The organism is Streptomyces poriferorum (genome assembly GCF_019399235.1).
GTDB lineage: Bacteria > Actinomycetota > Actinomycetes > Streptomycetales > Streptomycetaceae > Streptomyces > Streptomyces poriferorum.
Window position 1 is genome coordinate 1 of sequence record NZ_JAELVH010000388.1, and the last position, 7248, is coordinate 7248.

A 7248-nucleotide genomic window follows, 5' to 3' on the forward strand; every position below is an offset into this window, starting at 1 on the left:
GTGAAGCCGATGCCGCCGAGGATCTGGATGGCGTCCTTGGCACAGCCGTACGCGGCGTCCAGGGCGGTCGCGGCGGCGAGCGCGGCGACCAGGCCGCGCGTTTCCTCAGGTTCACCGGCCGCCCGGGCAGCGTCCCAGGTCAGGGCGCGGGCCTGTTCGACGCGTACGAGCATGTCGGCGCACAGGTGCTTGACGCCCTGGAACTGTCCGATGGGGCGGCCGAACTGTTCGCGGACCTTGGCGTGTTCGGTGGCCGTGTCCAGGGAGCGGGCGGCGGTGCCGCAGGCCTCGGCGGCAAGGAGGACGGCGGCGAGGTCGCGGACGAGCCCGGAGTCGGCGCGCAGGGCACGTGCGGCGGGGACCAGGACCCCGTCGGCGCGGACCGCGGCAGTGGGCCGGGTGGGGTCGGCGCTGCGGTGCGGGCGGACGGTGAGGCCCACGGCGTCGGTGTCGACGGCGAACCAGCGGGGGCCGGCGGCCGTGGCGGCCGGAAGCAGGAGCAGGTCGGCCTCGGCGCCGGAGAGCACCGGCGGCAGCTCGCCGTCCAGGAGGTGGCCGTCCTCGCGCTCGACGGCGGTGAGCGTGCCGGGGCCGAGCGCGACGGCCCCGATGCGGGTGCCGTCCACCAAGCCGCGCACCAGCTCCCCGGCGCCCGAGGCGTACGGGGCGGTCGCGTGCGGGGCGGCTTCGCGCGGGGCCCCCTCTCGCGGAACAGCCTCATGCGGGGCCCCCTCCCGCAGGACAACCTCGTACAGGACGGCCGAGGCGAGGGCACTCGCCAGGTACGGACCCGGCAGTGCGGCGCGGCCCGCCTCTTCGAGGACGACCGCCAGGTCCAGGAGGTCGCCGCCTCCGCCCCCGTACGCCTCGGGCAGATGGATGCCGAGCAGCCCCTGCTCCGCGAGACCCTCCCAGTAGGCGGGGCGCGCGCCGGGGGCGGCGGGGGTCTCCGCGTCGAGCAGTTTGCGGATTTCTCCGGGCGGCACAGCGCGTGCCAGCCATCCCCGCACGGCCTGCGCGAGCTCCCTGTGTTCTTCGGTGATTCCGATGCCCATGCGGATCCTCGCCGGTCGCAGCCACTGGAACGGCGCAAGAGTAGAACACGTTCCAATCTGACGGAAGGTCAGATGGGCACCGATTCGGAGCGGGCCGGAAACCGGGCAGACCGCCTTGACCTGTTCTTGCCCAATTCACCGGAATACCTCGGACGTGCGGAAGGTTGCACCGTGCACGCACTTGGCGGTCAACGCTGTCCGCCGCAGGGACCGCGCTCCCGCCCCCACCTCTCCCCTTCCGCTGCCCGGAGGCCGCACGCATGCCACAGACGACGCACGAACAGCCCGCCGCGGAGCTTCCTGATCCGCGGCCTTCGAAGGCGGGCCGCGGGATCGTCCCCGTACTCGCCTTCGCGGGCATCACCGTCGCGGTGATGCAGACCCTGCTCGTCCCCGTCATCAAGGACCTGCCCGCCCTTCTGAACACCGCCCCGTCCAACGCGACCTGGGTGATGACGGCAACCCTGCTGGCCGGAGCCGTCTCCACGCCGATCATGGGACGCCTCGGAGACCTCAACGGCAAGCGGAGGATGCTGCTGGCCAGCCTCGCCGTGATGGTGGTCGGCTCGCTGATATGCGCGTTCACCGACGATCTCGTGATCATGATCGTGGGCCGTGCGCTCCAGGGCTTCGCCATGGGAGCCATCCCGCTGGGCATCGGCATCATGCGCGACGAGCTGCCCCGCGAGAAGCTCGGCTCGGCGATGGCCCTGATGAGTTCCTCGATCGGGGTGGGCGGCGGACTCGCGCTGCCCGCCGCCGCACTGGTCGCCCAGCACGCCGACTGGCACACCCTCTTCTTCGGCTCGGCCGGTCTCGGCGTCCTGGCCATGGGCCTGACCGTGCTCGCGGTGCCGGAGACCTCGCTGCGCGCTCCCGGGCGGTTCGACGTCACGGGCGCGCTCGGGCTCTCGCTCGGCCTGGTCCTCCTGCTGCTGCCGATCACCAAGGGCAGCGACTGGGGCTGGACCTCGGGCACCACCCTCGGCCTGATCGCCGCCGCCCTGGTGGTCCTCGTGCTCTGGGGCCTCTTCGAGCTGCGGAGCGACGCACCGCTGGTCGACCTGCGGACCACGGCCCGGCGCGAGGTGCTGCTCACCAACCTCGCCTCGATCATGGTCGGGGTCGCGTTCTACGCCGTCTCGCTGGTCCTTCCGCAACTGCTCCAGCTGCCGTCGTCGACCGGTTACGGGCTCGGCCAGTCCATGGTGGTCGCCGGCCTGTGTGTGGCCCCGCTCGGCCTGACGATGATGTTCGTCGCCCCGGTGTACGCCCGGATCTCCGCCCGGTACGGCCCCAAGATGACCCTGATGCTCGGCATGCTGGTCATAGCGATCGGCTACGGGGCCGGGCTCGGCCTGATGTCCGCCGCCTGGCAGACGATCGTGATCGCGGTGGTGCTCGGGGCCGGTATCGGACTCGCGTACTCCTCGCTGCCCGCGCTGATCATCGGGGCGGTCGACGCCTCGGAGACGGGCGCGGCCAACGGCCTGAACACCCTGATGCGCTCGATCGGCACCTCGGTGTCGAGCGCGGTGATCGGCATGGTCCTGGCGAACACCTCGGTACGCATGGGGTCGGTCTCGGTGCCCAGCATGGAGGGGTTCCGGACCTCGTTCATGATCGCTACGGGAGCGGTACTGGTCGGCCTCGTCCTGGCGGCGTTCCTGCCGTCCGCACGGAAGACCTCCGCGCCGGTGCTGCTGGCGAGCAGCGCGGCCGACGACGCCGCGCGCGAGGCCGGGGCTCCGCTCCCCGCCGTCGCGCGGCCGTATCCGGGCTCCGACGGCTTCCGCGGGCGGGTACTGGAGGCGGACGGCACACCGGTGCCCGGCGCCAACGTCACCCTGATCGACCGGCACGGCCGGCAGGCCGGGCTGACCACCACGGACGCGCAGGGCCACTACGCGCTCGCCGCCCCGGGCACAGGCAGCTTCGTCCTGGCCGGATCGGCCGCCGGATACATGCCGCGGGCCCGGCCCGCGTCGTACCCGGCGGACGGGCCGCGGAGCGAGACCGATCTGGTGCTGACGCTCAGCGCACCGGAGCGTCGAACCGCGCTGCGGTCGTGAGCAGATGAGAGACGTCCGCCCCCACCGGGAGCTCCTGCGGCTGCGCGCCGCGGGTGAACAGCCGGGCGGGGCGGGCGCCCTGGACCCGGGCCTGACGCCCGTCGACCCGCAGCCATGAGCCCTCGCGCAGACCGAGCACGGGGGCGTCGTTCTCCTCCAGGAACTCGGTGAGCCGCTCCTCGCGGGTCTCGCCCTTGTGGGTGCTGGCCGGGTCCGGGTCCAGGTAGTGCGGGTTGATCTGGAACGGGACGAGGCCGAGCGTCTCGAAGGACGGCGGCTGCACGATGGGCATGTCGTTGGTCGTACGCAGGGTGGGCGCCGCCATGTTCGTCCCCGCACTGGCCCCCATGTACGGGAGCCCCTCGCGCACCGCCTCGGTGACGGCGTCCCGCAGACCGGTCCGGTAGAGCGCGCTCAGCAGCCGGAACGAGTTGCCGCCGCCGATGAACACGGCGTCGGACGCGGCGAGTTCCGCGACCGGGTCGGCGTTCTCGTGGACACCGCGGACGCTGATGCCGACCGGTTCGAGGGCGGTCCGGACGCGTGCGGTGTACGTGGCGTAGTCGGCGAGCGCGTAGGGCACGAAGGCCAGCCGGGCGCCGGAGGGCAGGAAGGCGGCGACCGTGTCGAGGGCGTGTTCCAGATAACCACGGCCGTGCTGGGTGGAGTTGGAGAGCAGGAGCAGATTCACGGGGTTCCTCTTGGGGTTCTCTTCGGGCCAGGTCGTGCGGGGCCCGGGGCTGTTGCCGTGTCAGATCGTGTGGGGCCCGGGGGCTGTTGCCGGGTCAGGTGGCCCGGGTCCGGCGGGCCTTGGGCTTCGGGCGCTGCGGCGGGTGGGTCAGGCGCTTCTCCAGCAGGTCGGCGGCCTGCCGCAGCGCGTCGAGACGGTTCTCGGGCGCCCCGTCGAACCGCTCCTTCGCGCCGCCCAGGCTGAGGCTTCCGTACGGTTCGCGTCCGAGGAAGACCGGTACGGCGACGGTCGCGATGCCGGCGTCGTACTCGCCGACCGTCCAGGCGTACCCCTGGGCGCGGACCTTCAGGAGCTCCTGCTCCAGCAGATCCGGATCGGTGACGGTCCGGTCGGTGAACCGGGCCATCGGGCGTCCCCGGAAGAGCCGGTGGCGCTGCTCGTCCGGCAGGTAGGCGTAGAACGACTTGCTGGTCGCCCCGGCGTGCGCCGGGTAGAGCTCACCGACCAGCGGGTAGTAGCGCAGCGGCCCGGCCTCGCCCTCCTCGGCGGCCACGCACCGCATGTGGAAGCTGTCCGGCAGGCAGAACAGCACGGTGTCGCCGGTGACCCGGCGCAGTTCCTCCAGGACCGGCCCGGCCAGCAGCTCCAGCGATCCGGAACGCTCCCAGAGTCTGCCCAGGCGCAGCACGGCGGGGCCGATGCGATAGCGGCGGGTGGCCGGGTCCGAGACCAGGAAGCCGCGCCCCGCGAGGGTGGCGAGCAGCCGCTGGGCCACCGAGGTGTCCCAGCCGAACTCCTCGGCGACCTCGGTGACGCCCCAGTCGGGCCGGGTGCGCTCGAACGCGAGCAGCACGAGGAGCGCCCGGTCGACGGTTTGCAGGGCCCCGGCGGGGGTGCGCCGGTCCAGATCGAAGTCCGCCATGTGATCTCACCATTCAGACCTGAGTTGCAAATAACGGGAAATGGTTGCGCTCAACGCTATCCGATCCCGACTCTGCTCTCAGCACCCCGTCCGGCGTCCCACTCCCTGCCGGGCGCCGGACGGGTGTGATGGATGCGCGAGAAAGGCCCCCCATGTTGAAGTACGTACTGGACGTCGTCGATCTCCTCGACGATCCCCAGGCCAATGGCAAGACGGTCGTCGAGTACCTCGACTCCGTGGCTGGGGCCGAGGGCTCGTCCGCGGAGGTCACCACGGTCGCCGGTGAGCGGGGTTCGACGGACTTCGTGATGGTCCGTATCCCCGGCTCCCGGGGCCGTACGGCCGGAGGCAGCGCCCGCACCCTGGGCGTCGTCGGCCGGCTCGGCGGCATCGGCGCCCGGCCCGAGGTGACCGGCATGGTCTCCGACGCCGACGGCGCGGTCTCGGCCGTCGCCACCGCCGCCAAGCTGCTCGACATGCGCCGCCGCGGTGATGTGCTGCCCGGCGATGTGATCGTCGCCACCCACATCTGCCCGGACGCGCCGACCGAGCCGCACGACCCGGTGCCGTTCATGGGCTCGCCCGTGGACATCGCCACCATGAACCGGCACGAGGTGACCGACGCGATGGAGGCCGTGCTCTCCATCGACACCACCAAGGGCAACCGGATCATCAACCACAAGGGCCTCGCCCTGTCGCCCACCGTCAAGGAGGGCTGGGTGCTCCGCGTCAGCGAGCAGCTGGGCGAGCTGCTGGCCGTGGTGACCGGTGAGCCGTTGGTCACGTACCCCGTGACCACACAGGACATCACCCCGTACGGTAATGGGGCACACCACATCAATTCGATCCTCCAGCCCGCCACCGCGACGGCCGCCCCCGTCATCGGTCTGGCCATCACCTCGGCCGCCGCGGTGCCGGGCTGCGGTACCGGCGCGAGTCACGAGAGCGACATCGCGTCCGCCGCCCGCTACGCCGTGGAGGTCGCCAAGGCCTTCGGCGGCGGCCACCTGGACTTCCACGACGCGGTGGAGTTCGACAACCTCGTCAACCGCTACGGGTCGCTGGCTCACCTGCAGACCTTCGGCCGCACCCCCCAGGAGTCCTGATGGCAGCCGCCCCGCAGGCCGACGCCGTGGTCCAGGAGACCAAGGCCATCGGCAGCGACGACTACTCGCTCTCGCGCGTCCCGCGCGACAAGCGGTTCGGCTTCTGGTCCATGCTGCTCCAGTGGCTGGCCCAGTCCGGTTCGATCTCGCAGTTCACGCTTGGTGCCACCATCGGCGTCGGCATGACCTTCGGCGACGCCTTCCTCGCCTTCACGCTCGGTGCGGTGATCCTGGAGATCGTGATCTTCGCGATCGGCCTGGCCGGCATGCGCGAGGGTCTCGCGACCCCGATGCTGACCCGCTGGGTCGGCTTCGGCCGCAACGGCTCCGCCCTGGTCAGCTTCGTCATCGCGGTCAGCCTCGTCGGCTGGTTCGGCGTCCAGAACACGATCTTCGGCAACAGTGTCTCGGCGCTGGTCGGCGGACCGTCCTGGATGTGGTGCGTGTTCGCCGGGATCGCCATCACCGCCCTGGTGATCTTCGGCTTCAAGTACATGGCGAACTTCGCGAAGATCGTCACCCCGCTCTTCTTCGCGATGGTCGCCTGGTCCGTCATCACCACGCTCAACGACCACTCGTTCAGCGACCTGATCCACTCGCCGCCGCCCGGCGAAACGATCCCGCTGGCCGTCGCCGCCACCGCCATCGCGGGCGGCTACATGACGGGCGCGATCGTCTCCCCGGAGATGACCCGCTACAACAAGCGCGGCTCGCACGTCTTCCTGCAGAGTGCCTCGTCGATGATCCTGTCCGAGTACATCGTCGGCCTGACCGGTGTGCTGCTCGGCCACCTGGTCAAGAGCAACGAGGTCTCGCACATCGTGCTCTCCACCTCCGGTGCCTTCGGCGTGATCGTGGTCCTGATGTCCACCGCCAAGATCAACGACTGGAACCTGTACGGCTCCTCGCTCGGCGTCGTCAACTTCTTCCAGGTCGTCTTCGGCAAGCGCGTCCACCGCGGCGCGGTCACCATCGTCCTCGGCATCGCGGGCACGCTCCTGTCCGCGGTCGGGATCATGACCCACTTCACCGAGTTCCTGACCATCCTCGGCGTCGCCATCCCGCCGATCGGCGGCATCATCGTGGCCGAGTACTGGGTCGTGAAGAAGATGCGCAAGCCGCTGGACGACACCCGGGAGTCCGAGACCCTGCCCAAGTCGTCGCCGACCTGGGTCCCGATGTCGATCGTCATCTGGATCGTGGCCTTCTGCGTCGGCAAGTTCTACGACGGCGGCATCCCGGCCCTGAACTCGCTGGCCACCGCCTTCGTCCTGTACTGCGTCCTCGGCCTGCTGGGCTGGGTGAAGCCGTACGGCACCTCCACCCTGGACGACGAGGACGCCGAGCTCCCCGCCGCCCGCACCACCACTTCCGTGGGAGCAGCATGAGCACCGTCCCCGAC

General features: G+C 71.0%; 6 protein-coding genes. 3 read left to right on the forward strand and 3 right to left on the reverse strand.

Annotation, left to right across the window (positions count from 1 at the left end; all coding sequences use genetic code 11):
- On the reverse strand, positions 1-1055 hold a 1055-nt coding region (locus JGS39_RS36495), incomplete at its 3' end, for an acyl-CoA dehydrogenase family protein (protein WP_219574063.1).
- 260 nt (positions 1056-1315) lie between these two features.
- Between JGS39_RS36495 and JGS39_RS36500 the strand changes: the two genes are divergently transcribed.
- On the forward strand, positions 1316-3127 hold the full coding sequence (locus tag JGS39_RS36500) for an MFS transporter (RefSeq protein WP_219574064.1): 1812 nt from the start codon (positions 1316-1318) through the stop codon (positions 3125-3127).
- On the opposite strand, the gene pepE is transcribed toward JGS39_RS36500, so the two are convergent.
- The gene (pepE, locus tag JGS39_RS36505) at positions 3090-3818 is read right to left on the reverse strand and encodes a dipeptidase PepE (protein ID WP_219574065.1); all 729 of its coding nucleotides are present in this window, start codon (positions 3816-3818) and stop codon (positions 3090-3092) included. The genes JGS39_RS36500 and pepE overlap by 38 nt on opposite strands.
- Before the next feature lie 94 nt (positions 3819-3912).
- Entirely contained in the window at positions 3913-4740 is an 828-nt protein-coding gene (locus JGS39_RS36510; protein WP_219574066.1) for an IclR family transcriptional regulator, read from the reverse strand.
- A 152-nt stretch (positions 4741-4892) separates the two neighbouring features.
- Here JGS39_RS36510 and JGS39_RS36515 point away from each other — a divergent pair, with 152 nt between their 5' ends.
- Entirely contained in the window at positions 4893-5846 is a 954-nt protein-coding gene (locus tag JGS39_RS36515) for a DUF1177 domain-containing protein (RefSeq protein WP_219574067.1), read from the forward strand.
- Positions 5846-7234, forward strand: coding sequence for a cytosine permease (locus JGS39_RS36520; RefSeq protein WP_219574068.1), 1389 nt, complete (start codon positions 5846-5848; stop codon positions 7232-7234). Before JGS39_RS36515 ends, JGS39_RS36520 begins: the two co-directional genes overlap by 1 nt.
- Positions 7235-7248: the final 14 nt, after the last annotated feature.